General features: G+C 62.0%; 24 protein-coding genes. 13 read left to right on the plus strand and 11 right to left on the minus strand.

Translation table 11 applies throughout. From position 1 onward, the window contains the following. Positions 1 to 4 precede the first annotated feature (4 nt). Complete coding sequence (locus CKO42_RS00845; protein WP_200236733.1) at positions 5 to 280, plus strand: glutaredoxin family protein; 276 nt, start codon at positions 5 to 7, stop codon at positions 278 to 280. Positions 281 to 596: 316 nt separating this feature from the next. Continuing rightward, a complete protein-coding gene (locus CKO42_RS00850; RefSeq protein WP_242479026.1) occupies positions 597 to 1286 on the plus strand; it encodes a fasciclin domain-containing protein in 690 nt (229 codons plus the stop codon). Positions 1287 to 1525: 239 nt separating this feature from the next. Here the strand turns inward: CKO42_RS00850 and CKO42_RS00855 are convergent, their stop codons facing one another. The 3 genes from CKO42_RS00855 to CKO42_RS00865 all read right to left on the minus strand — a co-directional run bounded on the left by CKO42_RS00855 (position 1526) and on the right by CKO42_RS00865 (position 2939). After that, entirely contained in the window at positions 1526 to 1735 is a 210-nt protein-coding gene (locus CKO42_RS00855) for a hypothetical protein (RefSeq protein WP_200236739.1), read from the minus strand. 5 nt (positions 1736 to 1740) lie between these two features. Next, complete coding sequence (locus CKO42_RS00860; RefSeq protein WP_200236742.1) at positions 1741 to 2406, minus strand: sulfotransferase family 2 domain-containing protein; 666 nt, start codon at positions 2404 to 2406, stop codon at positions 1741 to 1743. Between the two features lie 116 nt (positions 2407 to 2522). After that, a complete protein-coding gene (locus CKO42_RS00865) occupies positions 2523 to 2939 on the minus strand; it encodes a hypothetical protein (protein ID WP_200236744.1) in 417 nt (138 codons plus the stop codon). 82 nt (positions 2940 to 3021) lie between these two features. On the opposite strand from CKO42_RS00865, the gene CKO42_RS00870 reads away from it, so the two are divergent. From CKO42_RS00870 to CKO42_RS00880, 3 genes are read left to right on the plus strand one after another with little or no spacing between them, the layout of a single operon-like run. Then, a complete protein-coding gene (locus tag CKO42_RS00870; protein ID WP_200236748.1) occupies positions 3022 to 3234 on the plus strand; it encodes a hypothetical protein in 213 nt (70 codons plus the stop codon). Then, entirely contained in the window at positions 3234 to 4592 is a 1359-nt protein-coding gene (locus CKO42_RS00875; RefSeq protein WP_200236751.1) for a sensor histidine kinase, read from the plus strand. The genes CKO42_RS00870 and CKO42_RS00875 overlap by 1 nt, the downstream gene beginning before the upstream one ends. Beyond that, the gene (locus CKO42_RS00880; RefSeq protein WP_200236754.1) at positions 4589 to 5029 is read left to right on the plus strand and encodes a response regulator; all 441 of its coding nucleotides are present in this window, start codon (positions 4589 to 4591) and stop codon (positions 5027 to 5029) included. The genes CKO42_RS00875 and CKO42_RS00880 overlap by 4 nt, the downstream gene beginning before the upstream one ends. A 301-nt stretch (positions 5030 to 5330) precedes the next feature. On the opposite strand, the gene CKO42_RS00885 is transcribed toward CKO42_RS00880, so the two are convergent. The 4 genes from CKO42_RS00885 to CKO42_RS00900 form a co-directional block, all read right to left on the minus strand. Further along, positions 5331 to 6119, minus strand: a complete 789-nt coding sequence (locus CKO42_RS00885; protein WP_200236757.1) for a DUF2189 domain-containing protein — start codon at positions 6117 to 6119, stop codon at positions 5331 to 5333. A gap of 527 nt (positions 6120 to 6646) precedes the next feature. Beyond that, on the minus strand, positions 6647 to 9844 hold the full coding sequence (locus CKO42_RS00890) for a DUF349 domain-containing protein (protein WP_200236760.1): 3198 nt from the start codon (positions 9842 to 9844) through the stop codon (positions 6647 to 6649). 85 nt (positions 9845 to 9929) lie between these two features. Next, on the minus strand, positions 9930 to 10574 hold the full coding sequence (locus CKO42_RS00895; protein WP_200236763.1) for an MBL fold metallo-hydrolase: 645 nt from the start codon (positions 10572 to 10574) through the stop codon (positions 9930 to 9932). Next, positions 10574 to 11152 (minus strand): RDD family protein, encoded by a 579-nt coding sequence (locus tag CKO42_RS00900; protein ID WP_200236765.1) that lies wholly within the window; start codon positions 11150 to 11152, stop codon positions 10574 to 10576. Before CKO42_RS00900 ends, CKO42_RS00895 begins: the two co-directional genes overlap by 1 nt. Before the next feature lie 152 nt (positions 11153 to 11304). Between CKO42_RS00900 and CKO42_RS00905 the strand changes: the two genes are divergently transcribed. The 3 genes from CKO42_RS00905 (at position 11305) to CKO42_RS00915 (ending at position 16136) form a co-directional block, all read left to right on the plus strand. Continuing rightward, positions 11305 to 14070 carry a PAS domain-containing sensor histidine kinase gene (locus CKO42_RS00905; RefSeq protein ID WP_338034823.1) on the plus strand — a complete coding sequence of 922 codons (2766 nt, stop codon included), beginning with the start codon at positions 11305 to 11307 and terminating at the stop codon, positions 14068 to 14070. Next, complete coding sequence (gene fixJ, locus CKO42_RS00910) at positions 14067 to 14681, plus strand: response regulator FixJ (RefSeq protein WP_200236767.1); 615 nt, start codon at positions 14067 to 14069, stop codon at positions 14679 to 14681. Before CKO42_RS00905 ends, fixJ begins: the two co-directional genes overlap by 4 nt. Positions 14682 to 14840: 159 nt before the next feature. Then, entirely contained in the window at positions 14841 to 16136 is a 1296-nt protein-coding gene (locus tag CKO42_RS00915; protein ID WP_200236769.1) for an MFS transporter, read from the plus strand. A 7-nt stretch (positions 16137 to 16143) separates the two neighbouring features. Here the strand turns inward: CKO42_RS00915 and CKO42_RS00920 are convergent, their stop codons facing one another. Both CKO42_RS00920 and CKO42_RS00925 read right to left on the minus strand, forming a co-directional pair. Then, positions 16144 to 16551, minus strand: a complete 408-nt coding sequence (locus CKO42_RS00920; RefSeq protein ID WP_200236772.1) for a phospholipase A2 family protein — start codon at positions 16549 to 16551, stop codon at positions 16144 to 16146. Positions 16552 to 16756: 205 nt separating this feature from the next. Next, positions 16757 to 17356, minus strand: a complete 600-nt coding sequence (locus tag CKO42_RS00925; RefSeq protein ID WP_200236774.1) for a DUF2939 domain-containing protein — start codon at positions 17354 to 17356, stop codon at positions 16757 to 16759. Positions 17357 to 17525: 169 nt separating this feature from the next. On the opposite strand from CKO42_RS00925, the gene CKO42_RS00930 reads away from it, so the two are divergent. The 4 genes from CKO42_RS00930 (at position 17526) to CKO42_RS00945 (ending at position 21727) form a co-directional block, all read left to right on the plus strand. Continuing rightward, positions 17526 to 18758, plus strand: coding sequence for a multifunctional CCA addition/repair protein (locus CKO42_RS00930; RefSeq protein ID WP_200236967.1), 1233 nt, complete (start codon positions 17526 to 17528; stop codon positions 18756 to 18758). A gap of 199 nt (positions 18759 to 18957) precedes the next feature. Beyond that, on the plus strand, positions 18958 to 19587 hold the full coding sequence (locus tag CKO42_RS00935) for an IS607 family transposase (protein WP_200236784.1): 630 nt from the start codon (positions 18958 to 18960) through the stop codon (positions 19585 to 19587). Continuing rightward, positions 19584 to 20984 (plus strand): RNA-guided endonuclease TnpB family protein, encoded by a 1401-nt coding sequence (locus tag CKO42_RS00940; protein ID WP_200236793.1) that lies wholly within the window; start codon positions 19584 to 19586, stop codon positions 20982 to 20984. Before CKO42_RS00935 ends, CKO42_RS00940 begins: the two co-directional genes overlap by 4 nt. A gap of 44 nt (positions 20985 to 21028) precedes the next feature. Continuing rightward, on the plus strand, positions 21029 to 21727 hold the full coding sequence (locus CKO42_RS00945; protein ID WP_200236796.1) for a metal-dependent hydrolase: 699 nt from the start codon (positions 21029 to 21031) through the stop codon (positions 21725 to 21727). 635 nt (positions 21728 to 22362) lie between these two features. On the opposite strand, the gene CKO42_RS00950 is transcribed toward CKO42_RS00945, so the two are convergent. After that, complete coding sequence (locus tag CKO42_RS00950) at positions 22363 to 22749, minus strand: DUF805 domain-containing protein (RefSeq protein ID WP_200236799.1); 387 nt, start codon at positions 22747 to 22749, stop codon at positions 22363 to 22365. 389 nt (positions 22750 to 23138) lie between these two features. Between CKO42_RS00950 and CKO42_RS00955 the strand changes: the two genes are divergently transcribed. Continuing rightward, positions 23139 to 24983: a propionyl-CoA synthetase gene (locus CKO42_RS00955; protein ID WP_274608863.1), complete on the plus strand. Its 1845-nt coding sequence runs from the start codon at positions 23139 to 23141 to the stop codon at positions 24981 to 24983. 40 nt (positions 24984 to 25023) lie between these two features. Here CKO42_RS00955 and CKO42_RS00960 read toward each other — a convergent pair whose 3' ends face one another. Then, the gene (locus CKO42_RS00960; protein ID WP_200236802.1) at positions 25024 to 26004 is read right to left on the minus strand and encodes an MBL fold metallo-hydrolase; all 981 of its coding nucleotides are present in this window, start codon (positions 26002 to 26004) and stop codon (positions 25024 to 25026) included. Between the last annotated feature and the right edge of the window lie 115 nt (positions 26005 to 26119).

The raw sequence follows: 26119 nt of genomic DNA on the forward strand, positions 1-26119 counted from the left end.
GCACATGGGCGGTCGCACAGGCGCCGGTCAGCCTCGCGCCCCGCGGGTGTTGCTCTACAGCAGTCAAGGCTGTGCGCACTGCCGCCAGGCTAAAGCCTTTCTTGACGCGCGCGGTATTGCCTACAGCGAGCTTGATGTCGGACGCAGCGCCAAGGCGCGCAAGGCCTTAGAGCGCCTTGGCGCCCGTGCGGTGCCGACGATACTGGTCGGCGACCAACGCCTGGACGGCTTCTCAGAGCGCGCATTCCTCGCCGCCTACAAGCGCCACAGCGACAGCTGATTCTCGGATCGATCGGCGTTCCACCTGCCTTGCTGCCAGTGTGCCTAATTGGTCCGCCCAGTTGGTCCGCCCAGTTGGTCCGCCCAATTGGTCCGCCAAAATTGGTCTGCCAAAATTGGTCTGCCAAAATTGGTCTGCCAAAAGTGGTCAGTCCAATTACGGCTCTAGCTGAGTTGCATGGGGACAAGGCCGGCAGACGGGCGGGACAAGGGCGTGGCGGTTCTAAAAGACCATGCTCTTAACTGGGTTTCACTTGGCAAATGTTCAGGATGTCCTAACATCCGTCTCGTAGCGGGCAGAAACATAGCCTTTGAAGATGCTGAAAGCCTTCTCTGAACTGCTTCTGTCCATGTCTCTGACGTTAAATCATCGACAGCTTGAGGAACTACCCATGACCGACTCGACCACCCGCTCACATCGTCTCGTTGTCATTCTTGGCCTCAGCATGGCGCTGGGTCCGCTGACCGCCCTCTCGTTCGGTAGCAAGTACGCAGACGAGGAGACTTTCGCTCGCGCACAGGCAGGTCTGCAAAACGCGAAGCCGACTGACGTGCTTGGGAAGTATGGCGACGTCGACGGTGTTCCGAGCTACGCAAGCTCCAAAACGCTGGCAGATGTCCTCTCTGGCTCGGGCGTGTTCGACGACTTCCGCACGGCGATGCAGGCCATTGATAAGGCTGATCTACTGACCGGCAGTGGCACTTACACCCTCTTTGTTCCGAGCGATGAGGCCTTCGCTAAACTGTCTGATGAGCAGCGCGCCGCGCTGCGTGATGATCCCGCAGCACTGGCCTCGTTGATCTCGAAGCACATCGTGCCTGGACGCTACAGCGCGACTGACCTGATGCAGATGCGCGAGGCCCGGACCATCGACGGGACTTCGATCGCCGTCGGGCCGACGGCCAGCGCGGGTGGCCACATCGGCTTTGGCAGCTCAGATGTGGTGCAGAGTAATCTCCACGCCACCAACGGTATCGTGCACGTGATCGACCGCGTGAATCTGTAACCTATCCGCGCTGCCCTCAGCCTAGCTTAGCCGAGATCAGACTCGCTCTCGACCGACGCTGACGCAGCAAGCAAGACGAAGGCCCGGCACCCCACTGGTGTGCCGGGCCTTCTTGTTACCGTTGATACGGATTGAGCTTCCCTCAAACCAATCGTTGCGGTGTTCGAACTGGTGCTGCGCGATCAGCGTTACCCTGCAACAACCGCTTCATCGTTCCGGGTAGCGACGCGCAATGAGCGTTAGTGCCGGTGATCCGGCTCCTGCCTGAGCGCGTTCAGGTAGACCTGTTGCTCGTGCAGGGCCTCGGCCTGGATCGCGAGAAGCTTCTGGTAGTCCTCGGGCAGTTTTTGATCCATCCCCGTCTCGACAAAGCGCTCCAGTGTCTCGGCGGTCTCTTGCAACAAGCTCTCCAACTCGTTGAGTACGTGCCGGTAATCACTGTCGGACATTCCCGTCATGGGCTCGGGTCGAAGCGGTAGCCGAGGCGTTCAATATCCGATGCAAAGTGCTTGGCGACCAACTCGGCGGTGCTGTCGTCGTAATAGCGGCGATAGTCGGCGCCGCGGTCGTTGGCCTGCCGGCGGTGCGGGAGCTTGGGTGGCTGGATGCCGATGCGCGTGCAGGCCTCTGTGAAGTCCTGCTCAAGACGTTCATAGCGGCCGATGTAGTCAACGATCAGGTTGCCGCGCAGGTCGATCAAATAATCGGTCTGGAGCTCGATCGAGGTGTCGATGTGGTATTGCGGCGGTCGCTCGGGGTCGAGCTTCCAGCGCAAGAAGGCGGCAAAATCTTCATGGCCGCTAAGGTGCTGGGGGCGCTCGCGCCGAATGTGGTGAAAGGAGCTGACCTGTAGATCCCAGGGGTTGCGGACGAACGCAAACTTGAACAAGGCGTCGAAGCGTTCGCGCGGTAACAGCTCCTTTGCCGCGATAGCCTTGGCATGGCGTGGCAGCTTGGTGGCAATGCGATGACCGCTCAGGTGACTGAGACGGCTGCAGACAAACATCGGCCAATACCAGGGATCAGCCCAACGTCGACGCGCCAGCGCCGCACGCACACTGGTGCCGCCGGTCTTGGCAATATGGATGAACAGGAACTGATGCTTGATCGAGAGCAGCATAGGGCATTGTATACAGCAAGCAAAGGCCTGGCGTGAGCCTGATCCGCAGCCCAAGATGTCGTGGTCAGTGGTCAGTGGTCAGTGGTCAGTGGTCAGTGGTCAGTGGTCAGTGCGGCTCAGACCTCAGAGGCATTCCAATTGTTGAATGCGAGCAGCCAAGAGCGAATACCGGGGTTAGCCGCACCCGTCGCCAGCAACTGTTCACCAATCTCGATCATGAGGTTGCGGAATTCCCGCACCAGCATGGCCCATTCGGCCTCTGCCAGTCCTGGGTTGTCACTCATGGTCTCGGCGGCCAGCGAGCCGGCCCCGGCCCACCAGGCATTGCCATCGAGCTGATGCCGCACTTGCGCGGGTGACGTCTGCAGCAGGCCTAGCAGTTCCCTAACCTCAGTGGCGCGCGCATGATCGATGCCTTCGAGCAGCTCGGCGAGTCGCTCGAGCGGGCGCACGAAAAGGCTGGCGTCGTCGGGACCCGCCTCAGTCAGCGGTGTGCCGAAAACGGAGGTCTTGGCTGCGGAGACAGGCGTCATGGGAGAGCGATACTCGACTTTCTTTCGGATCTGAGGTTACATCCTACCTGATCCGAAAGGCGATCTTGCGATCCGCGTCGCGATGGCTTGCGGCGATCCTGGCGATGTTTTTGGCGACGTTTGTGATGACGTTTGTGATGACGTTTGTGGCGATGTTCGTGAAACCATGATGACAACAACAAAGCGCTCCGTCCCTGCATCGCTAGCTGAATTCGGAGAGGCGCCGCTTCTGGCTTTGGCACCGCTGAGCAACGCGGAGCTTGAGGCGTTGGAACTGATCGACAACCTGCCCTGATGTCGAAGTCGAGTCGCCGAGTCTTGCTCTTCAGGCTGTTGACGCTGCTTGCTGTTGCCTGGATTCAGGTCTGGAGTCCGGCTCATGCCGAGCCAGCCTTTTCCGATGTCTTTCGTGATCATGCGGCGACCATGTTGCTGGTCGATCCCGCCAGTGGCGCGATTCGCGATGCGAATGCCGCAGCGGTGCGCTTTTACGGCTATCCCCGGGAGCGCCTGCTTGCGATGCGCATCCAGGACATCAGCACCCTGGCGCCCTTGCGAGTGAATGAAGAGATGGAGCGCGCAGAGAGCGGTGAGCGCGCGCACTTCGTGTTTCGCCATCGGCTCGCGTCTGGCGAGGAGCGCAAGGTTGCGGTTTGGTCATCGCCGCTGAACATCGACGGCAAGATCCAACTGCTGTCGATCATCTCCGATCTCACCGTGATGCGCGAGGCGAATGATCCCTTCTGGCATTACCAGAGCGGGCTTGAGGATAAGGTCGATCTACAATCGTCGCAGATCGCGGCTTATGTCGCCGAGCGTCGGGAGCAGGATCGGCGTACCATCCTCGTCCTCTTTATTGGCGTGATGGCCTTGTTATTGCTCAGCGCGAAGCTCGCTCGTGACGTGCGAAGGCGGCGGCAAGCGGAGGCGACAGCTAAGCAGCTGTTGGAAAAAAACGCTCAGGCAAATGGTGCGCTGCAGCGCTTCACCGAGGTCGCCGCTCATCACCTGCAGGAGCCCTGCCGACGCATGGCCAGCTATGCCGGCCTGATTCGACGTCGGCTGGAACGTGGCGCGCAGCTTGATGAACTGGAACCACTGGCGTTGACGCTGGAGACGCAGGCCATTCGGCAGCGGACGCTGGTGCGCGACATGCAACTCTATCTGGCCGCGGGCCAGGCCAGTGCGCAACAGGGCGTTGATGATCCAGCGGCGCTGACACGGGAGTTCTTTGCGAACTTGGCTGATCAGCATTCACAGGCACCAGTGACCCTGTCTGTCGCTGAGATGCCCCGCATCCCGCTCGATCGTCAATGGCTGAGCTATTGCCTGCGCTGCTTGCTCGAGAATGCGATTGAGCACGCTGATCCGGAGCAGCCGGTCGAGATTCAGGTCTTCACCCGCGCTGCAGTGGGCGGCTTACAACTCTTGGTCGCCGACAATGGGCCAGGGATTCCAGCGCCTTATCGCGAGCGCGTCTTCGGCGTCTTCGAGCAACTGAGTCCGCCCATTTTGGCAACGCGCACTGGCATCGGGCTGGCGATCGTGAGACGGATCATGGAGACCGTCGGCGGTCGTGCCATGGCGGAGGAGACGCCTGGTGGCGGTACGACAATCGTACTAGATTTTACGCGCGAGGATCTTTCGTCATGATCATCAACCAACCTGTGTTTACCGTCCTGCTCGTCGAAGACGAGATCGCGGATGCCGATCTGGTGCGGATGGCATTCGAGGAAAGCCGCGTGCTGGTCAGGCTGCATCACGTCGTCGATGGGGTCGAGGCGCTCAAGTTCTTGCGCCGCGAGACCGAGGCGTCTGCGACTGCGCCGCGTCCGGATCTGATCCTGCTCGACCTGAATATGCCGCGGATGAATGGTCGGGAATTCCTGCAGCAGGTGAAGCAGGATGAGGATCTTCGCGCGATTCCGGTGGTGGTGCTGACCACCTCTGATGTTGAGCGCGACGTCGTTGAGAGCTATGGCCTAGGTGCGGCCGGCTATGTCGTCAAGCCGGTCGATCTTGACCAACTGATCCATGCAATCAAGGGCATGGAGAGCTACTGGTTCACAGTGGTGAAATTGCCAGAATAGTCTCATCGGCTATCGGCTATCGGCTATCGGCTATCGGCTATCGGCTATCGGCTATCGGCTATCGGCTATCGGCTATCGGGCAGGTCAGGTCAGGGCAGCGAGGTAAAGGGGCACAGGGGCAGAGGTGGTAAGCCTGAGACCGGCCCGGCGGGGTCAGATGTGAGTCCGACCACCATCGCGGGCTGCGGTTTTAAGGTTGAAGCTGGGTTTAGTGGCTGTCCATTTTCTACTTCCAGATGATCGCCCAACACTGGCCCTCAAATCGGGAAGACGTTGATAGACAGTTTCTTACCGTTGAACCTCAGTGATCACTCGGCACCAGATCGCGGTAGGCGTGCCAGGTTGCATGGCCGACCAGCGGCATGGCGATCGCGAGGCCGACGTAGAAGGTTAGCAAACCGAGGCCGATGAAGAAGACGATCAGTAGCGCCCACAGCGTCATCGGTGCCCAGTTCTGAGTCACCGCCTTCACGCTCGTGCGGATTGCGGTAAAGCCATCGACCTTGCGGTCCATCAGCATCGGTACTGAGATCGCGCTGATGGCATAGGCCAGCCAAGCCAACAGGAAACCAACCGCCATGCTCGCGAAGGCGAAGGCGTTGTGCTCCCCAGATAGGAAAACGGTGCTGAAAAAGTTTTCCAGCGGCGGGTGCATGCCGGTGTAGAGCAGCGCGAAGAGCACGAAGTTCGACATCATCCACAGCTGCATGATGATCAGCAGGCCGGCGGTGATGACCCCGAGCTGGGCCTGATTCCGACGCCAGGCCTCAAGCGCGCTACAGAACTGGATCGGCTCGTTACGCTCGACATGTGCGCTCATCTGGTACAGGCCGAGACCGATGATGGGCGCAAGGAGATAGAAGCCGGCGACCAGAAAAGGCACGATAAAGAACATGCCCTCGCTCTTCAGGCCTAGGGTGATCAGTCCGCTGATCAGCACGATGGCGGCGCCATAGGTCAGGCTATAACGGCGGGCTGCGAGCATGTCGCGCCAGCCCTTCTCGATCCACTCCCAGGGCTGAGCGAAGCTGATCTGATTGACGACGAAATCCTCGGCTTGGACAGCGTCAACGGCGGTGGTTTGCTCCATCGCGAATTCCTCCGGTATTTATTTTGGTCTCGGGATACAAGCCTAGGCTCGATGCCATCGGTGCCATGCAGTAGGGGCGTGATGACTCAGAATCGAGCCCTGGTGGCGGGGCCTTAGCCGGGCTCCGCGTTATTGTTGTTATCGGATCGTTGCGGTTCAGCTTAAGGTAACAGGCTGGTGGTGCTAATTTTTCGGGCTCTGCGCTGCAGCGACGTTGGGGTTTTGTGAATGCCTGCGACGCCCATAATTTGGTCTAGTCACTGATAAAACGCAAGGTATATCGGTCAATATTGTGCAGATCAGTGGAAAACTGCGCAAAATCCTGTCAACTCGAGATTCCGATGGAACTGAAGTGCCTATTTGCATTGCCAATGATGATCGGCTGCGCCTGGCGTTGATCTTGAGGCGACATCGCCCCACGGGTTGCGCGCGGCTGAGCCGATTGAGCGCCAGATTCGTGTGGAACAGGCCTCCGACAAACCGGTTAGCCAGTCGGTGACCCGACCCTCTGGCTGCTCGGTGAAGGACTAAGCCCCACCCGGGCTCGCATTGGCTTGCGAGGCGCCTTCAAACAGCGCCCGCTTGATCCGATCGAAGCGTGCATCCAGGGCCGTTGACGCGGCTGCCGGGGAGCTCAGATACCAGTCACGGAGCAGGGCGGCGCTATCGTCATTGCCGTTCGTCTCGCCGTCGCCCATCCGATCGCGCAAGCGCTCGACCTGGCGTTGCATGCGTTCGGTCTGTAAGTGCTCTGGCGATGGGACCTGACTGATGATCTCGAGACTCAGGCACAGGGTCTCACGCCGAGCCAGGTTCTCGTTGAGCAGCGCGGCGAGCCTGCTGCGTTGACCCGGCTCGCGGCAACCGCTCAGCACCCGATCGAATGCCTTATCCATCGCTGCTGCGAGATCAGCGTCCTCGACGCTCGGCAGGGCCTCCCAGCCCTGCTTGAGCTGCTCGCAGTCGTGTCTCTCGTGAGTCTCGTCTTCAATGGGCGTCGTCGTGTCGATGGCGTCGCCGGTTGCTTCAGCGGTGCTCTCAGCGGTTGCGCTTGGCGCCGCCGCGGTGAGCCGGCGGCCAGCACTATCACAATAAGCAGCCCGCGTGGCCAGGTGCTCGAGCCCCGCCCAGCGCTGTGCCTCATGCAGACCGGCGAGTCGGTCTTTGGCCGCTGCAAGGCCTTCGCGCCATTGACGATTCAGTGCCGACTGGACTTGGCGAGGAACCGGCAGCGCCTCCGTGTCGCTCCAGCGCATCTTCAATTCGCGGATCTGTTGCTCGAGCGCCTCCGGTGACTGGATGCCTGCTGACTGGATACCTGCAGCGTCGACCAATGCCAAGAGGTCTTGGCAGATGGCCTCTCGTGTCGCCTGATGTTCACGGAGGCTTGCATCGCGCGCCTCGGACTCGGCGGCTCGGCGGGCAAAGATCGCATCGCTTGCCGTGCGGAACTGCTGCCAAAGTGCATTCTCCTCGCGATGCCGCGCCGGCACGGTGGTCTGCCATCGGCTTTGCAGCTGCTTTGCGGCGTCGATCGCTTTGCGCAGATCTTGCTCATCGGCAAGCGCGCGCATCTGCTCGAGCAGTTCCTGTTTCTCCGCTTGGTTGCGCTCGCGCTCCTCGGCTAGGCTGCGATCGAGCCGCCGCAGTGCGCGTCGGAAGTGGCCTTCAATCGCGCGATCGCGGGCGCCCTGATGATCGCCGCCAGGGGCCTCGATCAGACGACTCCAGGCCTGGCGCATCTCGCGCTCGGCACGGTGCAGCTTCTTCCAATCAACGCGCTGCCAGTCGACCTTGGCGAGGAAGTCTTCGAGCCGCTTCGCCAGTGCCTCGCGCTGCTTGCGGTTCTCGCTGCGCAGCGCCGTCTGGGCCTCGAGATAGGGACGGCAGCGCTCGCGGATCTGCTCCGCGGCCTGCCGAAACCGCTCCCAGAGCGCATCATCGGCGGGGGCGCCTTGGCGGTCGAGCGCTTGCCATTGGCTCTTGAGCTCCTCCAAGCGATTGATGCTGGGCTCATCGGCGTGCTCGGTGTCGGCGGCCAAGGCCTCGATCTGGGCGCAGATCTGCGCGCGATGCTCGTCGGTGCTCCAGCGTCGCCAGTGGCGTAGCTCGCGGAGCTGCGGTGCAATCTGTTTCAGGCGCTCATCGGTGGCGGACAAGATGTCGCGCCCAACGCCTGCTGCGCGGCTATGATCGAGAGTCGCGCTGATGCTCTGATACAGCGGGTCGGCCTTCTTCAGCTCGCCTTGGTTAAGGTGCTGCTCCAATTCGGTGAGACGCTCGGGCAGGCTGTCGAGTTTGCGTAACAGCTGTTTTTGATGTCGCTCGAAGCGTTGCTCCAGACGCGCTAGCCGCTGGTCGATCTCTTCCAGTGTGGTCAGCTGGGGCTGTGCTTTGGTTTTGACCTCCGCGGTATCAGCAGCAGTGCTTGTATCGGCCGCGATCTCGGACCCGCTCGATGCGGCGGCAAATGCTGGCTTGTTTGGCAAGCGACGGCGCCGTTTGCGTAAGGCGTCGAGGGTGCGCTGATCAGGTACCGCGTTACGCTCGCTTTGTCGGCGCAGATCGGCAAGCAGCTGTTCTGCTGTCTGCTGTGCCTGGTCTGCCTGGCCTGCCTGGTTTTCCTGCTCTGCCTGCGCATGCTGTTGGCGTTGTCGGCGCTGTGCTCGGAGCGCACGCTCGGCTTGCCGATAGGCCTGCGCGAGTGCGGGGTGGTCGTCTCCTGCTTGCCTTTCGGCGCTCTGCCAAGCGGTTTGCAGACCTTGTAGCTCCTGCTCGAGGTCGCTCGGGTCAAGCTCGGGTGCTCGTGTAACGAGCGCCTGCAGTGCTTCGATCAGCGCCTCCTGGTCCTGGTCGCTAACGGCTATTGGTTCAGCTTGTTGCTCAATCTCCTGCTCGGCGCCAGGCGCTGCCCGACCCTCGGTCGGATGTTCAGCCTGGCTTTCTTGCTCGGCCACAGGCGGTGCCGCTTGTGCCTGCAGGTAGGTCTGATAGTCGGCTAGGAAGCGCTGCCGCAGATGCTCGAAGCGGTCGCGCAAAGCCTGATCCGCATCCGTCTCGATCGTCTGCCATTGCTGCTCGAGGTGCCCGAGCACGGCGCGATCCTGCAGCCAGTTGTCGTAGCGACCCAGCCCTTCCAGACGCTCGCAGAGGGTGGTGCCGAGTGCTCGCGCGCGTTGCGGGCGTTCTTCTTGCTCGATGAGCTGCTTGAGTCGCTCGCGCACGAGCCGGTAGACGCGTTTGTCGCGTTTGCCGATGGCCTTGACGATCTGCTCCAGCGCCTGCTTCTGTTGCACGCGCTCGGCGGCGGCGAGCCGATTGCCGGCGACCGCGTCGTTGATTGCGCATCCCGTCAGGACCGCGGCATCCTCGAGCTGGCTGATCGCGGCGAGACGCAGCTCAGCGTCACTGGCTTGGGTTGCGGCTTGCTCGAGCAGGCCCGGGTTGGCTGCGCGGCTCAGCTCGGCGAGCCGTGCCTCGAGCTGTGGCGCGTTGGCGTCGAGTCCGCACAGCAGCCGTCGGTAGCGCGCCTCGGCGAGCTCGCGCACGCCAGCGTCGTGGTCGGCATCGGCGAGGTCTCGCAGACGCCTGAGGTCGGTCAGTTGTCGGCAGGCATTCCGGCGGACGTTGACATCGGTACTCTCGAGTGCGGTCGCGACCTCCATCTGTTGAGCGGCGGGGGCCTTGGACTCGGCGCGGCGGCCGAACAGACGTTTCAGCAACATGGTAGCGAGGGGAAGGTGGCGGCAAGGTGACCGGCCATTGTATACCGCTCAAGGCTGGTCGACGGATGCTGCGATCATGCTGTGATCAACCGCTGCGTCGCTCGCCGACGAAGGGATTGGTTCGGCGCTCTTCTCCTAGGGTTCCCATCGGGCCATGCCCCGGGATGAAGCGGACTTCATCGCCGAGCGGAAATAAGCGCTCTCGGATCGAGGCGAGTAGTTGCGCGTGGTCCCCGCGCGGGAAGTCGGTGCGGCCGATCGCGCCTCGGAATAGCACATCGCCAACCTGCGCCAGGCCTGCGGCGCGATCAAAGAACACGAGATGGCCGGGCGTGTGGCCTGGGCAGTGCAACACTTCGAGGCTGCGCTCGCCGAGCTGCAACTGCTGGCCATGCTCGAGCCATTGGTCGGGGCTGAACGCGGACTGCGGCGGGAAGCCGAACATCTGTGCCTGTTGTGGCAGCGCATCAAGCCAGAAGGCGTCGTCGCGATGCGGTCCGATGATCGGCAGATTGAGCTGTGCCGCGAGCTCGGGCGCGGCGCCGACATGGTCCAGATGGCCATGGGTGAGCAGGATCATGCGTGGTGTGGCGTTGAGACGCTCCAAGGCGGCGATAATCCGCGCTGGCTCGCCGCCCGGATCGACAATGGCGCTCTCCCGCGTTGTTGGGCAGATCAACAGCGTGCAATTCTGCTCGAAGGGCGTGACGGGGATGATCTCAAACTGCATCACTTGGACTCCTGGCTGGCGCGAGAGCTGGAGCTGGAGCTAACGCTGGAACTTGGGCCTGAACTGCCGCTGCTGCTTCCATTGTTGCTGCCGTTGCCGTTGCCGTCGCTGCTAAGCAGCGTGGTGCTGCCGGCGCCCTTGCTCAGCAACAGCGTGCGGGTGCCGGCAAGGCGGTCGTACCAGGTGAGTCGGTCGCGATCGAACAGCATCCACCAGAGGCCGAGGCCGGCTGGTGCTAGGGTCAGGATGGCGAAGCCGATGCGGCGTAGTGCATCGACACTGCTGAGCGGCGAGCCGTCTTCGCGCAGGATGAGCAATCGCCAGGCGCGCATGGCCAAGGTCTGGCGGCCAGCGGTCCAGAAGTAGAGATAGTAGCCAACGATGACTGCAATCAGGTAGAGCTGAAACAGGAAGCCAGCGACGCCCTGGGTGAGGTCAGCGCCGGTGAGACTCTGCACCAAGATGGTGTAGACGAAGGCGGCAGCAAAGAGTACAGAAGCGACCAGCAGTAGGTCGTAGAGGATGGCGGCTAGGCGGCGCAGTAGCCCTGGGCCCTGTGTCTGGGAGAGGTCAGTCATTCGGTATCTCGAAGTGTGTTCTGGGCTGCAGGTTGCTTGGTCAGGCAACCTTACCGAGGCGGCGGGTCTTCTGGCTAGCACTGCATTGTGGCGGCTGATGGGGCCTGATCGGCTAGACTATCGGCTCGACTGGTGGTTCGGATTTGGGCAGGATGCTGGCATTCCGCGACCTTGGCATCGACGCGCCTGATCGAAATCGCTTGGGTCGCTATCTTCCTGAACGGAGCCATTCGCTTGCAACTGGTGGCGTTGTGAAACTACCCCGCATCAGCGTCAAACCGACCCTCTTTACTGTACTGCGCCGTTTACCGATGCCGGTGATCAGCATCTTAATCGGCCTGATGGCTGGCCTGGCGGTCTGGATTACCTTGGATCAGGTGCAGAGTCGGGCGGTTGAGCGCATCTTTGGACGTGAGCTGTCGATGCGTCTGGACTTGAGGGCGCGCGAGAGTCTGATTCGTTTTGATCAGTATATGGCCAACTATGCGTCAACGACCCGTCTGTTGGCGAACCATCGGCGTCTCGCGCAGTACCTGGAGCCGCTGTTTTGGTTCCCGGGCGAGGTCGTCGATCCAGTGATCTATGCCGGCTTCCGTCCGTTCTGGCTGCCGGATGTGTTTGGCCGAAATGCACTGTTGGCGCCGAGCCATGTGCTGCTGGTGGACTCACGCGGTCTGGTGCGCGAGGTCTATCAGTCCGGCGAGCAGTCTTTGCCGGCGGAGTTGACCAATGATCTGGGTGAATGGCTGAGTGATCTCGATGAGGTGCGGACCGTGCTGGCGCGCTTCGATGACAGCCCCTTCCTCGTGGTGAGCGACCGTGTCGAGGATGCGAGCGGCTATACCATGGGCAGTTTGGTGGTGCTGGTGCCGGTGGATGCTGCTTTTCTGGCCGCTTCTGAGGGCAGTTTCTCGGCCGACAGCTCGGCGGTGGCGCTGGTCGACGCCGACGAGCAGCGCATTCTTGCCAGCAACGAGCCCGAGCAGCTGATTCCGGGAACCTTGCTCAACGAATGGGGCGATGAGTTCTTGGTGACCTCGCAGTCGCTGCCCGCCTACGAAGGCTCGAACTGGAACATCCTGTTTGCGACCTTCATCCCGCAGCGCAGTGTGGCCAAGATGTCGAGTAAGGTGATTGATTTCGAGCGCAACCAGCGCCTGATCGCCGCGTTGGTCTTCATCACGGTCTTTACGCTGGTCATCTACCTGGTCTCGGCACGCCTCAACAAGGTGTTGAAGCGCATGACGCGCTTTTCTCAGCGGGCGCTCGGGATCGACCAGCCGGGCTTCAAAGGGGGCGGTAACCAGCTGCTGCTGTTAGAAGAATGGATGCAGCACTTCACTTCGTTGGTGCTGCGTGCGCGTGAGGAGATGCGGCGCAAGCACGAGCACGAGATGCGCGAGACGGAGGCATTGAAGGCGGCCATCATGGAGGCGTCGCTGGATTCGATCGTGACCCTGAACCGTGCCGGCTCGGTGATCGACTACAATCCGACCGCGGAGTACACCCTCGGCTTTGATCGCGATCAGATCATCGGTACTGATTTCGTGCGCGCCTTCATCGCCCCTAGCGATCGTGCCAATTTCATCGGGCTGTTGCAGGAATCGCGTCGCCGTGGCCCACTCGGCGATCGGCCGCACGCGCGCACCGAGCTGCGCGCGGTGCGTAACAACGAGCAGCTGTTCCCGATCGAGATCTCGATCGTGCCGATCGCGCTCGACGATGAGCCGGTTTATACGCTCTATATCCACGACATTACCAAGCGCAAGGAGGCCGAGCGCGAGATCAAAGGCCTCGCTCGCTTTGCCAGCGAGAGCCCGAGCCCGATCTTGCGAGTCAATGGCGCCGCCCGCATCGTCTATGCGAATGCATCTAGCCAGCCGTTGATGACGGCCTGGGAGACCGAGCCCGGCGGACCATTGCCAGCGCGTTGGTGTGATCAGGTGAGGGAGACGCTCGAGGGTGGCGAGACGCGCGAGTACGAAGACGATCTGGGCAGCACGATCTACTCGCTGCTATTCGTGCCGATTCAAGACCTTGGGTATGTCAACATCTACGCGCGCGACATCACCGCTGTGCGTCGGGCCGAACAGGAGTCGCGTCAGCATCAGGCAGAGCTGGTCCATGTCTGCCGATTGAGTACCATGGGCGAGGTCGCGACCGGGATGGCGCATGAGCTCAATCAGCCACTGTCGGCGATCGTCAACTACGCCAACGGTGCGAGCCGTCGGCTGAAAAGTGGTCAAGATGAGCACGCGCCGCTGATCGACGCGATGGCGCACATCTCCGGGCAGGCCCAGCGCGCTGGCGAGATCATCAAGCGGTTACGGGCGTTGGTCGGCAAACAGCAGCCGATCCGCTCGGTGGTCGACCTCAATCTGCTGGTGCGCGAGGTCTGTAGCTTCGTCGAATTCGAGACCGCGAAGCTCGAGATGCAGATCGAGCAGCAGCTGACCGAGGAGCCGATCCCGGTGGATGTGGACCTGGTCCAGATCGAGCAGGTGCTGCTAAACCTGGTTCGCAACGCGCTGGATGCGCTCGAGGAAATGGCGCCTGGTGAGCGTGCGCTCCTGGTCAGCACGCGGCGCGTCGGCGAGCGTGCGCTGGTGCGCGTACAGGATAATGGACCCGGTATTCCAGCGCAGCGAATGGATCTATTGTTCGATCCCTTCTTCACCACCAAAGAAAGCGGAATGGGTATGGGGCTACCAATCAGTTTGACCATCCTCGAAGATCACAACGGCACGATCCGCGCGGAATCCGAGCCCGGTGCTGGTGCGCTGTTCGAGGTCGAGCTGCCGGTCGCCGCCGATGCGGCTGGTTCCGATGACGGACAGGCCGCGATGGCGGTGGCGCTGGCGGATGCGCGTGAGCTGAATCTGCTCGAACTTCCGCGCGCGGAAGGGACGCACGGATGAGTAAAACGCTCACCGTTTTTGTGGTCGACGACGATCAGGCCATGCGCGGCTCGTTGAAGTGGCTCATCGAGTCGGTTGGCATGCAGGTCGAGACCTTCGACTCGGCGCATGCCTTTCTCGATGCCTATTACCCGGGCCGCGCTGGCTGTCTGCTGCTCGATGTGCGTATGCCGGTGATGAGCGGTCTCGAGTTGCAGGAGTATCTCGGGCGGCGCGAGATTCGCATCCCGGTGATCATCATCACCGGCCATGGCGATGTTGCGATGGCGGTGAAGGCGATGAAGGCGGGCGCGGTCGACTTTATCGAGAAGCCGTTCGACGATGAGCATCTGCTGAACAGTATCCGCAATGCCCTGCAATACGACGAGCAGCATCGGGCGCTGCACGCGCGCAAGGCCGAGATCGCGGCGCGGCTGGCTGAGTTAACGCCCCGCGAGCATGAGGTGATGGCGATGGTGACCGAGGGTCAATCGAACAAGGAGATCGCTGCGGCGCTGAACGTCAGTGCCAAGACCGTGGAGGTCCATCGGGCACGGGTGATGGACAAGATGCGTGCGGATTCGCTCGCCGAGCTGGTGCGGATGGCGTTGATCGCTGGTGGCGACGCATGAGCCGAGGTGAAGGCAGCGAACGCGTTAACGTGAATCTCACGCGATTCATTGTTCGGGGTGGCGCAGCGCCATGAGCGTTAGGCAGCCAAGGCGGTGCCGGGCGCGTCCCCCGAGGTGGTCTCATGCCTGGACGCTGACAGACGGAACCCCCAGCTGCTGATGCCGGCGCCTTCAAATCGGCGAAGCCTACTGGCCTGGGCCATTTATGACTGGGCCAACTCGGCCTTTGCGACGGTCGTCATCGCCGGTTTCTTCCCGGTCTTCTTCAGCCAATTCTGGGCGAGCGAGCTGCCGGATACCAAGAGCACCCAGTGGCTCGGCTACGCCAGCAGCGCAGCCAGCCTCATGCTGGTGCTGAGCGCGCCGATCCTGGGCGCGCTTGCCGATCAGCTCGGCGCCAAGAAACGCTTTTTGCTCGGTTTTACGCTGCTCGGTCTGCTCGCGACCGGGGGGCTGTATTGGGTTGGCGCTGGCCAGTGGCAGATGGCGCTGCTGCTCTATCTGGCCGGGCTGCTCGGCTTCTTCGGCAGCAACATTTTCAACGATGCGCTGATCACCGATGTCGCCGCGCCGCGCGACTACGAGCGCGCTTCATCGCTGGCCTATGCGCTGGGCTATCTCGGTGGCGGCCTCCTGTTCGCCTGCTTCGTGCTGATGGTCCTGATGCCTGAGCGCTTTGGTCTTGCGGATGAGGCGGCGGCGGTGCGCCTATCCTTCCTCGGCGTTGCGCTCTGGTGGGCGGTCTTTACCCTGCCGCTGCTGCTGCTCGTGCCCGAGAGCCGAGGGCTGGGCCGACGTCGTTTCCGCGCCGCGGTCCAAGGCGCCTTCGGCGAGCTGGCGCTGACCTTTCGTGAGATCCGCAAGCTGCCGAACACCTTCCTGTTTCTACTCGCCTACTGGTTCTACATCGACGGCGTCGATACCGTGGTGTTCATGGCGGTGAAGTACGGATTGGATCTCGGTTTCCCGAGTTCGAGCCTGATGGTCGCGCTGCTGATCACCCAGTTCGTCGGTTTCCCGGCGGCCTTGGTGTTTGGCCGGCTTGGGGTGCGCTTCGGACCCAAGCCGTCGATCCTGCTCGCGATCGGCATCTATGTGCTGGTGATCGCCGCGGCCTCGCAGATGAGCCGCGTCGAGCACTTCTACGCTCTGGCGATTGCGATTGGCCTCGTTCAAGGCGGTATTCAGGCCTTGAGTCGGGCGCTGTTCGCGAGCCTGATTCCGGCTGGACAGACCGCTGAGCGGTTCGGCTTTTACAATATGGTGGGCAAGTTTGCGGCGGTGCTTGGGCCCTTCCTGGTCGGCACGACCGCCGCTGTGGGGGGAGATCCGCGCCTCGCGCTGCTCCCTATCCTGCTGCTGTTCCTGATTGGAGCGGTGCTGCTGTGGCGCGTTGATGTGAGCGCCGGACGGGCCGCTGTCTCAGCGCTCGCCGGCGCGGATCACCGGGCTTGATGCGCTATTACCAGCAAGGCGAGGCCAGGCTCGACATCACCCCCATCGCGTCACCGGGCGTTGGCATCGGCATGCCGCCCCAAGAACCACCGGACTTGAGCCGGATCACGTATTCGGCCCATTGCAGCGGACGCGGCAGATAGCCGACTTGTGCGGCAATGCTGCGCAGTTCGCCGACGAAGGCGATGTCGCAGGGCGTATCGGAGCCGGGCTGCGAGGTGCAGAGATCGTGATGCATGCAGGCGGCATCGAAGGCATCCACGGGTGGCGGCCAGCCATGGCTAGGATGGTTAATGCCGCACCAATTGCCATAGATCGGTATGCACTTGAAGGCAGCGGCATGGCTTGCCATCAGAAACAGAAAGAGGCCGGTCAGGCCCGCCAAGGCGGGCATCAAAGCAGATCGCTGGGACATCGGATTACCTCAGGGCCTGTGTTAAAGGGATCAGTGTTAAAAGGATCAGTCTTGCCGGGAAACAAGTGCTTCGTCGTCCGGGTTGGCTACATCATCCGGGTTGGCTACGCGCTATGTCTGTAGTGAAGTCCGATCCGAGTGTGTAATGGGCTGATCAGAACGCGGGGTCAGCCGTTCGCCATGGTGCGGCGTGACGGGTCATCGGTCAGTGGGTGATGTCGGTCACCCGCCACTCAGCGCCGTCGAGTGTCAAGATCACAAAGGTGGGGCTTTCGCCGAGTCGGCCAAGCCGGATTACGAAACGGTTCCAGGATTCGAAGAAGGCGAAATCGACGGCGCCGATGAGGCTGCTGTCGCCTTGCGGGCCGGCTTCGCTGTTGGCGCGCCGAGTGGCGGCAAGCAGGGTGCTGCGGACCCAGTCGAGGGTGATGGCCTGATCCAGCGCCGCATCACCGAGCTGCTTGAGGTTGCCGGCCAGCCAGCCAAGGACCTTGTCGGCGTCGAGCTGCAGCGCATTCTGTGCGCTGCTTTGGCCGCCATTTTGGCTATCATTTTGGCTGCCGGCCGAGCTGCCGCTCTGGCTGCTGCCGGGTTGACGATTCTGGTCCTGCGGCAAAAGGCTGTCGACGCCACTCTCGATGCGCGCCTTGAAGTGCCCTTGGATCGCGACCAGGTCGACGACCGGCGCTAGCGCTTCGGCCTCCGGTTTTTCCAGCGCGTTGTTGATCCGCAGGATGCTGTAGTAGGGCCAAATGCCGTAGAGAACCGCGGCGAGCAGGATGGAGAGACTGAGGAAACGTGCCATGGCGAAAGCGTGACCGACCGTTAGCGTAGAGGTGCCTACGAGATGACCCCACATTCTACGAGGCTCGCCGCCCCGGCGCTGAACCTTCTTGGGCTGGCATAATCGGACGCTGTAACCGATTCGGAGGCGATCTTGCCGACTTGTGATGAGTGACGCTGCCACCTCAGGCCTGGAGTTCTACCTCGTTGGCGGCGCTGTGCGCGATCGTCTGCTCGGGCTCGAGGTCCAGGAGCGTGATTATGTCGTGATCGGCGTCGATGCCGAGGAGATGCTGCGGCGCGGCTTTGTGCCTGTGGGCAAGGAGTTCCCGGTCTTCCTGCATCCGCAGACCAAGGACGAATACGCGCTGGCGCGCACCGAGCGCAAGACCGCTCCGGGCTATCATGGCTTCGTCTTCCATGCTGAACCGTGCGTGACCTTGGAGCAGGATCTCGAGCGCCGCGATCTGACCATCAATGCGCTCGCCGAGACCGCGGATGGACGGATTATTGACCACTATGGCGGCCTGGCCGACCTGGAGCAGCGACGGCTGCGCCATGTCTCACCGGCCTTCGGCGAAGACCCCGTTCGCATCCTGCGGATCGCGAGGTTCGCTGCGCGTCTGCATGGGCGTGGGTTTCGCATCGCTGATGAGACCCTGGCGCTGATGCGGAGTATGGTCGAGGCCGGTGAGGTCGATGCGCTGGTGCCAGAACGGGTCTGGGCCGAGCTGTCCAAGGTGCTCAGCGAGCAGTGCCTTGAGGCGCGCTTGTCGGTGTTCTTCGAGACCCTACGCGCCTGCGGTGCCTTGCAGCGTCTGCTGCCGGAGCTGGATCGGCTCTGGGGTGTGCCGCAACCGGCCAAGTGGCATCCCGAGATCGATACCGGGGTGCATGTGATGATGGTGCTCAACAGGGCGGCGCGGCTCTCGCCGCTGCCTGAGGTGCGTTTCGCGGCACTCTGCCATGACCTTGGCAAGGGCAATACCCCGCCCGAGATCCTCCCCAGCCACCATGGCCACGAAGAGCGAGGCGTGACATTGGTCGCCGATGTCTGTGAGCGGCTGCGGGTGCCGAAGCGCTATTGCGAGCTGGCCCGGATCACCGCCCGCTTCCATGGCAAGGTCCACAAGGTCGATGAACTGCGTGCGGCGACGATCCAAGACCTGTTCGAAGGCGTCGATCTGTTCCGCCGACCCGAGCGCTTCGAGCAGATGCTGATCGCCTGCGAGGCAGACTTCCGCGGCCGCACCGGTTACGGCGAGCGTGATTATCCACAGGCGAGTCTCATGCGCAGTCTCGCCCAGGCTGTACGGGCGGTGGATGCTGGTGAGATCGCCCGATCCAGTACAGATAAGGCACTGATCCCGGAGCGGTTACGCGAGGCTCGCATCAGCGCGATTCGCCGGGCGCGAGCCGATTAGAGCAAGGTGGTTAGCGCGGGATGATTGGAACAAGATGTTTGATGATCCGTCTGCCTAACGCTCATGGCGCGGTGCTCGCCCGGAAGATGAATCGCGTGAGATTCAGGGTAACCTCAGGTGCAAATAGCCTTGGCCACTAACGACGGGAGCAAAAAACAGTTCCTTTATTTGTTTCCGAAGTTATTTATAATTGCTCTTTATGAGCAAGCGATACAGCATCGGCGAGTTCGCCAAGCGCATTGGCCGCTCGCCCCAGACGATCCGGCGCTGGGAGACCGAGGGAAAGCTGCAGCCCAAGCGGCTGCCGTCGGGGCATCGGTATTTCGACGAGTCTGACGTGCGCCTGATGCTGGGCGGGGCACCGAAGACCCGGGACGTCGTGGTCTACTGCCGTGTCTCGAGTGCGGGCCAGAAGGACGACCTGGCCTCCCAGGTCAGCGCGATGGAAACCTACTGTCTGAACGCCGGGATCGCGGTCGACGAGTGGGTCAGCGAGATCGGCGGCGGGATGAACTTCAAGCGCAAACGCTTTCTCGCCCTGGTCGATCGCATCCAGCGCGGGGAAGTGCGCCAACTGCTGATCGCCCACAAGGACCGGCTGATGCGCTTTGGCTTCGATTTCTTCTCCCACATTGCCGAGGAAAACGGCTGCGAGATCGTCGTGGTCAACCAGGAATCGCTCTCGCCCGAGCAAGAGCTGGTCGAAGACCTGCTGGCGATCGTCCAGACCTTCAGTGGCCGCTTGTCCAGGATGCGCAAGTACAAGCAGCAGATCAAAACGGACTTTGCCGAGACACCGATTCGCCAGCCGACGGAGCGGTGCGAATGAAGGTGACGCGCATCCTGCACGCCAAGCGGCCCAACCAGGGCAAGCTCGCGGCACTGCGCGAACAGGCCAAGCGGCTCGGGCAAGTACGCTCCGAGGTCTGGCAGCGCTTTGGCTCGCTTCAAGGCGTGGGCGTGTCAGATCGCCAGATTCGCGATGCCTGGTTAGGCGAAGGCCGCGCCTTTCTGGTCTCAGCCAATGCCTGGAAGGAAACCTTGCGCGATGCCAAGGGCGACATCACCGCCAACATGGAAGCCGCCAAGGTCAAAGCACGCCGCTGCATCGGGCGTCACACCCAAGACCAGGCTGAACAGAAGCGGCTGTTCACCGCGCTGAAGATCAACGATTGGACCAGCGATCCCTATCTGCGCCGGGTGATGCGTCGGTACTGGATGCGCGGACACAACCACACCCACAACCAGATCATCGTCCGATCGGACAACTACACCAGCTTCCAGCTCGGCGGGCGGACTTGGATCAAGATCCCCGGCCTGACCAAAGGCCAGCGCATCGCCATTCCGCTCAACAGCACCGTCGCGCCCACCGGCACCTTGCGCCTCATCCTCAAAGACGATGGCCGTCTCGAGGTGCATTACACCATCGACGCTGAGGTCACCCAGGACTGCGGCGAGCGCACCATCGGCGTCGATAAAGGCTACTCCGAGGTGCTGGTCGATTCCGATGGCGAGCACCACGGCCCCGAGCTGGGCGCGCTGCTCACGGACACCTCGGATAAGCTCAAGGCCAAGTACCAACGCCGATCCAAACTGCGCGCGCTCGCCAACAAGACTCGCAACCCGCGCAAGCGCGAGCACATCCGCCGCTTCAATCTCGGGCGCAAAAAGCTCGATCGGCAGATGGACAACGCCCATGCGCGCATCCGCGACACCGTCTTTCAAGCGGTCCATGACGTGGTCGACAAAGCCGTGGTGATCGCTACAGAAGACCTCACCGCCCCGATGGCAGGCAAGTCCTTCGGCAAGAACGTCACTCGCAGGCTCACCGCCTGGACGAAAGGCGTCATTGCCGAAGCGCTTGACAGTGTTTCAAGCCGCAGAGGTTCTGCGGTCGTTCTGGTCAATCCGGCCTACACCTCGCAAATCGATTCCCGCAACGGGTGCCTCCTCGGCAAACGCCAAGGGGATCGGTTTCACTGTGTCGACGGGGAGGTGTTGCAGGCGGACCAGAACGCTGCGCGAAACGTGCTGGCACGGTTAACCGATCCGGACATCGAGCGGTTCACGCCGTATCGACAGGTGAAGGCGATCCTGCAAGCGCGGACTGAGCGCCTCCGGTTGAGACTGCCCAACCCGGACTCCAGTTGCTCGCCCGCCAGGGCGCTATCAACGGAGAGCGAATCGCTTAAAAACCACCATGAGCAACTTTGTTTAGGTTTTTAGGAACAGTTCATGGTCATGGAATACCTCTCCCTGGAGCGCATCGGGTGGCTAACTTCCGTTCACATCTGACCGGCGGTGCGCTGGTATCCGGTGTTGCCGCCTTCGCGAGTTATGGCGAAGGGCTGTCGAGCAGTACCGAGACTCAGGCCCTGTTCGTGCTCGGCACGGCGGCCAGCCTGCTGCCGGATATCGATGCCGATGATTCGAAACCGGTGCGGGGCCTATTCAATGTCGTCGGCATCATTGTTGGCTTCTGGGTTGCCTTCCGGCTCGCTGGGTTGGTTGGGTTGTTCGAGCAGGTCGCGGTTTGGATTGGTGTCGCGCTGCTGATCGCCTTTCCGCTGCGCTGGGCATTCGCGCGGTTGACGGTGCATCGGGGGATCTGGCACACGCTGCTGATGGCGGTCGTGATAACGCTGATTGTGACCGTGGTTGCCGACACCCTGCTTCGTCTAGACGCGGTGTTGGCCTGGCTCGCGGGAGGCTTTGTGCTGCTCGGCTATGTCACCCATCTGACGATGGATGAGATCGCGAGTGTTGATCTGTTGGATCGGCGCGTAAAACGTTCGTTTGGCACTGCACTGAAGCCGATCAGCCTGCGCGCCTGGCCCTGGACGCTGGTGCTGATGGGGCTAAGCGTCTTGCTGATCGGGCTGACTCCCGATCCGGCGCTGGTGCTCGCCGGTGTTGGTCATCTCGGTATTGCGACCGAGCCCCTGGCTGCCCACTGGCCGAGATGGTGACCAGGGCGAGGCAATATCAGGGATCAGGCATCGATCGCTGAGCAGCATCCAACGCTTAAACAAGCGGCACCACTCAGCTAGCGATGTCAGCCCAAGAAGGGTTTCGCGGGTCTGTCGATGTTCTGGTTAGTCTTGCACCGATCCTTTGTCAAACACGAGCTAAGCGATGAGTCGGATCGGGGCTGACAAAGGGCTGAGCAGGTGTGGTGCCTAGGGCGACTGCTTAGGCGATTTCTGTCAAAGCTCATACCGCCTTGCTGGTCTTTTCGCTCGCCTTAGCCGCGATTCTCCCTATGCTGAAGGGCGGAAAAGGCGCCATATCCGAGCGCAGCTGGAATCACGAGCAGGACACCGAGCGCGATCACGGCTTCCACGATTAGGACGATGCTAGCGAGGATAGGGGCCATGGCGTTGTCTCCGGGCGTTGAGGTAAACGATTAAAGCCGAGTATAACACTTGGTTATGTTCGTTAACCTCTGGAAATCCTGACTTGGCTTCGTGGTTTTCGAATTGAGCCTGGTGTATCGAAGCCACCGTTACTGCCCTTGGGATGGTCCGCCCTGCTTCTCCAAGGCGCCCTGAGCGGGCACAAAGGGCGATGAAACAAGCGTTTCATCGTCCGGAGTGGCGACGTGCTATGGATGTTTGACCTCGGTCTCGACGGCCTTCGGGTTCGGCCCGAAGCGATTGTCGCCAGCGGTGCTGTCCTGAATCAGGAAGAAGATCAGGATGATCGGGCCGACGATCGGAATCAGGGCGATGAGCACCCACCAACCTGTACGGTCGGTATCGTGCAGGCGTCGCACCGCCACTGCGATGCCGGGAATCAGCACCGCCAGTGCGTAGATGCCGCTGAGCAGTCCCATGCCGGCCTCTGGGTCGAGCGTGCCGAGCATGTTGTCGATGAGCAGCAGCGCGGTGATGATCAGGAAATTGATCAGGAAGTAATACCAGTACTCCTTGCGGCGGGCGCGGCCGGTGAACACTGCATATTTGCGTAAGACCTCGAGATACCAATTCATCTGTTTCTCCAGTGGGCGTTGAACAGGTTCAGTTGAGGGGGCGGTGGATCGGCAACGCCCCTTGAAGACAGACGAAATGCCGTCGCAAATTGGCACGAGCTTTTCCGACAATCGTCTTAGTGCTTGATGATCCCGTCGAGGCCGATTGGGTGCAAGGATTAGCTGAATCGAAATCTCGCAGCGATCGGAGATCGCGGCGCCTGCAGCATGCCTCGCTGATCGTAATCCCATAGGCTCCGTGCGGACGAGCCCTTTTAGGACCCATGTTCAGGCACAATCCGCTGTCTCGGTCTCGGGAACTGCCCCGACTGTTGATTCCACGAACAGATCGACCGGAAAATCGACTAAGACTGGGACGAAAACAATAGCATCGCCACTAGAGGGGTCTGATGATGGAAACCTACGCCGAGATCTATCAGCGCTCGATCGAACAGCCTGAGGCCTTCTGGGCCGAAGTTGCCGACGGGCTGCATTGGGATCAATCCTGGGAGCAAGTGCTCGACCGCGCAGCGCAGCCGATCCCATGTTGGTTTGCCGGCGGGCAGCTAAACACCTGCTACAACGCGCTCGATCGGCATGTCGATGCTGGTCAGGGCGAGCGCCTGGCGCTGATCTACGATAGCCCGGTCACCGGGCAAGTCCAGCGTTACAGCTATCGCGAGTTGCGCGATCAGGTTGCTGCACTGGCCGGTGCGATTGCTGCACAGGGGGTCGGTCATGGAGATCGAGTGATCATCTACATGCCGATGATCGCAGAGGCGGCCATGGCGATGCTTGCCTGCGCGCGCCTCGGGGCGATCCATTCGGTCGTGTTTGGCGGCTTCGCGGCGCGCGAGCTCGCAACCCGCATCGACGACTGCCAGCCTAAGCTGCTGCTCTCGGCCTCCTGTGGCATCGAGCCGAACCGCTTGGTCGCCTACAAGCCGCTGATCGATGCCGCGATTGAGCAGGCGACGCACAAGCCCGCTGCCTGCATCATCAAACAGCGACCGCAGCTCGCCGCTGAGCCAGCTGACTGCGTGCCGGTCGCAGCGACCGATCCGCTTTATATCCTCTATACCTCTGGCACCACCGGCCGGCCCAAGGGCGTGGTGCGCGATAACGGTGGTCATGCGGTGGCGCTGCACTGGTCGATGGCCAATATCTATAACGTCCAGGCCGGCGATGTGTTCTGGGCAGCCTCCGACGTCGGCTGGGTGGTTGGCCACAGCTACATCATCTACGGGCCGCTGTTGGCCGGCTGCACCACGCTGATCTACGAAGGCAAGCCGGTTGGCACGCCCGATCCGGGCGCCTTCTGGCGCGTGATCAGCGAGCACAACGTCAAGGTGATGTTCACCGCGCCGACCGCGATCCGCGCGATCAAGAAGGAAGATCCCAAGGGCGAGCATCTAGCGCGCTACGATCTCAGCGGGATGCAGAGCCTGTTCCTCGCTGGCGAGCGCTGCGATCCGGACACCCTGCATTGGGCGCGACAACTGCTCGACAAACCGGTCATCGACCACTGGTGGCAGACCGAGACCGGCTGGGCCATCGCCGCCAATCCGCTTGGCATCGAGCCGCTGCCGGTCAAGCCTGGCTCGCCGACCCGGCCGATGGTCGGCTACGACGTGCGCGTGCTGGATGATCGGGGCGATGAGCGCCCGGCCGGCGAGATGGGCGACATCTGCATCCGGCTGCCGCTGCCGCCCGGCTGTCTGGCGACGCTCTGGAACAACGACGCGCGCTTTCGCGAGGGCTATCTGAGCCGGCATCCGGGCTATTACCTGAGCGGTGATGCCGGCTTCAAGGACGCCGATGGCTATGTGTGGATCATGAGCCGCACCGATGACGTGATCAACGTCGCCGGACACCGGCTCTCGACCGGGCAGATCGAGGAGGTCTTGGCCAGCCATCCGGATGTTGCCGAGTGCGCGGTCATCGGTGTGCACGACGCGCTCAAGGGGCAGCTGCCGCTGGGGCTGGTGGTGCTCAAGGCCGGCGTCGAGCGCGGCGTCGCCGAGCTGAATGCTGAGTTGATCCAGCGCGTGCGCGATCAGATCGGCCCGGTTGCCGCCTTCAAGCTCGTCGCCATCGTCTCCCGGCTACCGAAGACCCGCTCCGGCAAGATCCTGCGCAGCACCATGGTCAAGATCGCCGATAACGAGACCTGGGCGATGCCGGCGACCATTGATGATCCGGCGATTTTGGATGAGATCGCGCAGTCGTTGCGGGCGATGGGGTATGCGCGGTGAGTAGGAGGTGAATGGGAGTGATTGTATAGCAACGATAACCTCAACGGCCGCGCTTCTCGCGCCGTTGGAGCCAGACCTCCAGTCCTTGCGCGTTCAACTCCAGATCCACGGCCAACAGCTCGCGCATGTGCGGTTCGTCCAGCGTACAGCCGTGGGCGCGGGCATCAGCGAGCAAGTGCGTGCTGATCGCCTCCTTGATGCGGTCCTTACGCGCGGGCTGCGGCTCATCGGCATGTTCCAACGCGATGGCGGCGAGGTCTTGGATACTCCGTCTGAGCTGATCGACCTGCTGCGCCGGGGCATCGATGCGGCAGTAATGCGTCAGGAAGGCGGCCACAGGCTCGAGCGCTAGCATCCGATCCAGGCTCTGCTGCCAGGCGTCCGGATCGAAGGCCACCGGTGTGGTCGGGGCGAACAGCCAGGGTCCGGCGGCGGTGTCGAATTCCCGATAGGAGATGCCGAAGGTGTCGCCGGTGAAGAGACCGCCGGAGCCTCCGTCAAAGATGCAGCCGTGGTGGTTGGCATGGCCGGGCGTGTGGATGAAGCTGAGCTGACGGCCCGCGAGGTCAAAGGTCTGGCCGTCATTGGCGGCGATGACGCGCGCCTCAGGCACTGGCTCGAGCGCGCCGAAGTCTCGGGCAAAGGCGTCCTCGCCGTAGACAGCGGTCGCGCCGGCGGTGAGTTTGGATGGATCGATCAGGTGCGGCGCGCCCTTGGGATGGATGACCAGGGTTGCGTTGGGGCAGGCGGCCATGAGGGCGCCAGCGCCGCCCGCGTGGTCTAGATGCACATGGGTTGGGATCACATAGTCGACATGCTCCGGCGTCAGCCCGAGGTCTTTGATCACCCCAAGCAGGCCGGGCACGCTGTTGGCGGTGCCGGTATCGACGAAGGCGAGCCGGTCGCGCTCGCGAATCAGATAGCAGGCTGCGAGGCCGTCACGGTAGAGGCCGGTCTCGATGCAGAAGACGCCGTCGGCGACGACTTGATAACGGGTCGCGGCTGTGTCAGCGGTAGGCATAGTCGTTTCCAATCAATGTCTGTCCGCGAACACCTTGAGCAGCCTTCAAGCCTCATGGGCTGTTTGGCAGGGCCGATTCTAGGCCGGTTGTTCAAGTGAGTGTCGGGCAGGCTGT

Origin of the sequence: Lamprobacter modestohalophilus (assembly GCF_016583905.1) — a bacterium.
Taxonomy (GTDB): domain Bacteria; phylum Pseudomonadota; class Gammaproteobacteria; order Chromatiales; family Chromatiaceae; genus Lamprobacter; species Lamprobacter modestohalophilus.